Below are 2,746 nucleotides of genomic sequence, written 5' to 3'. Positions count from 1 at the left end.
TATTAACAAAGTTATCAACTTTTAGTGGCTACATTTTGGGGCTTTTATTAGGCAAACTTCTGCTGTTGCTATAAAGTATGTTTTAACTTCCGTTATATGTACTTTTCATTAAAGTAGTACCCCTATTTTTGCCAGATTATATGATGCTGAAAAAAGCTTTTTTACTTTGTTTTATTTTTTACCTAAGTGCTTTGGTACAGGTGCACGCTCAATACGAGAATTTGCTGAACAAAACATTTGTTGAGCGTTACTATTTGCTTATTCACCTTAGAACAGAAGTGATGAAGGACTGGCCTAATAGTGGACATGCTAAATTGGAAGCCATGATTAAGTGGGCTGAAAAAGATGGCGAAAAAGAAATTGCATTAGAATTGAAGTTGTGCAAGATTATATGTATAGGAGCTGAGAAAAAAGAATCGGGAAAGCTTTTGATTGCTTTAATAGAGGAATCCAAGGCAAACAATTTAAATTATCATTATGCCCAAGCTACACATTTGATGGCCGTTTACCAGTCAGAAAAAAATATCAATTTGGCTTATAGTCTCTTTTTTGAATCCTATAATATTTATTCAAAGCAAAGCTCCATAGAATTCCCATATAAACTTGAATATACATTTAGACTTGCCAGCTTTTTGATGGTATTTGAAGACTATGATAATGCCAAAAAGTATTTGAGGGAAGCCACACTTATACAAGACAATCCTGATATAGGGCTATTAATAAGCACTACTAACTCGTTAGCAATGTGCTTTCGCAATATTAACCAGTACGACTCCGCACTATATTATTTTGAAAAAGCAATGGATATTGCTGAAAAGAAAAACGATACTTTATGGAGTGGTATTTTAGGAGGGAATATGGGAATTACTTATTTTCTACAGGGCAAATACGCAGAAGCAAAACCGCTCATCGAAAATGATATAAAAACCAGCATGCGGAAAAATGTATGGAAAAACGCCGCCCACTCTATCATCACTTTAGCCGAGCTTTATCGCCTTACACATAAACTTGATAGTTCATTTTTATTGGCAAGGCAAGCACGGTTAATATATATGAATAAAGGTTTCACGGATTATAAGCTACTGCGAAAAATATATAATACTTTGTCAACTATATATGCCGCTAAAGGAGATGGAATGTTAGCTTGGCGATATTCTGATTCCGCTTCGGTGGCAAGAGATTCTGTTCAAAAAAAATATAACAATGCAATCTTGTCAACTGCCAAAATGAAACTGCAAAATGAGGCACATCAGAATGAGGTAAACCAATTGAATAGTGAAAAGAAACTGAATACTTATATACGAAATAGTTTGTTAGCGGGAATTCTGTTTTTGGTAATTATTGCTATACTTATATTGAACAGACAAAAGCTTAAGCATATCCAAAAAGAGAAATTACTGAATGCTGTAAGCGAAGCGGCTAAAAAGGAGCTACAACTTTCTACGATTCAATTGGAGGAGTTTACAGCAAATATTCACCAAAAGAATGAAATGATTGAGAGATTTGAAGTGGAATTGAGTAAGACCAATGAACCAGTTTATGATAGTAAGGCTTTATCAGAAATTCGACACGCCATTATTCTGACGGATGAGCAATGGGATCATTTTACCCAACTTTTCGAGAAGGTACATGGTGATTTTTTATACCGACTTAAAACCAAACTTCCAGATTTGAGTCCGGCTGAAACACGTTTTATGGCATTAAGTAAATTACAGTTGTCTAATAAAGAAATGGCCGCTATGCTGGGTATTTCATCTGATGCAGTGAGAATGAGTCGACACCGATTAAGGAAAAAACTTAGTTTGGAAGAAGAAGGTGGCCTAGAAGATTTACTTGAAAGTATTTAGTAAATTCAGTTTTATCTCGTCTAAGTTCTCTTATATGATTCGTGTTTTTTGCATTGGGTAATAAATTTAAACCAAAGATTTCAGTATTTTCTTAAATTATTTTAAATTAATGTGACCATTCTCGTTGGTATTAATTAATTCAACTTGCTTGTTTATAGGCTTGTTACGCTTTTGTTACGCACTTGTTACACATTTGATACGGGTTGGTTTTTGGAAATAGTTAGCTCAATGCGGCATGTTTGCACCATGACAATTCAAGCAAAAAATTCACAAGAAAAAACTGGAAGTTATATTCATTATGTGATTATGGTTTTCGTAATGGCTGTAGCTTTTTCCATTATCGTATGGCTGTGGTTTGAACTAAGAGAAACCAAAATGCAGCAACAGTATTCGCAGCCCGTGGCAAAAGTATCCGACAACTATGGTTTATCATCAGCTAAAAAATTAACCACACAATCATCAATAAAATAATTACCACAATGAAAAAACTATTAACACTTATTTTGCTCACCGCCTGTATCAGGTTCGCAAATGCCCAATCAGTAGGCATCAACACCACAAGTCCTGATACTTCAGCGGCACTCGAGATTAAATCAAATGCTAAAGGCTTACTAATACCTCGCCTGTCAACCACAGAACGGACGAATATATACAGCCCTGCCAATGGATTGTTGGTTTATGACAGCACGGTCAACCAATTCTATTATTATAATGGATCCGCTTGGTTTGGCATTCCAAATACTAATTACCTTAGTGCAAATGGCAATGATATATATAACAATAACTCAGGTAATGTTGGAATTGGCACCACATCGCCTTCCGAAAAACTCCAAATAGCTGATGCCAATTTATTAAATTCGGGAACCTTTGGTAGTGGCTCATCACTTACTATAAGCGGT

Annotated in this window: 3 protein-coding genes; all 3 read left to right on the top strand. The window is 35.2% G+C overall.

Annotated features, from left to right (window positions below):
• Positions 1-140: 140 nt before the first annotated feature.
• Positions 141-1,847, top strand: a complete 1,707-nt coding sequence (locus SGJ10_01500) for a tetratricopeptide repeat protein (GenBank protein MDZ4756799.1) — start codon at positions 141-143, stop codon at positions 1,845-1,847.
• 246 nt (positions 1,848-2,093) lie between these two features.
• Positions 2,094-2,318 carry a hypothetical protein gene (locus SGJ10_01495; GenBank protein ID MDZ4756798.1) on the top strand — a complete coding sequence of 75 codons (225 nt, stop codon included), beginning with the start codon at positions 2,094-2,096 and terminating at the stop codon, positions 2,316-2,318.
• An 8-nt stretch (positions 2,319-2,326) separates the two neighbouring features.
• The coding region (locus tag SGJ10_01490; GenBank protein MDZ4756797.1) for a hypothetical protein at positions 2,327-2,746 on the top strand (420 nt) is incomplete at its 3' end.

It is taken from the genome of Bacteroidota bacterium (assembly GCA_034439655.1).
Lineage (GTDB): Bacteria > Bacteroidota > Bacteroidia > UKL13-3 > UKL13-3 > CANJUD01.
Note: the sequence above shows the minus strand (reverse complement) of the source record. Positions and strands in the feature narration are given on the sequence as shown.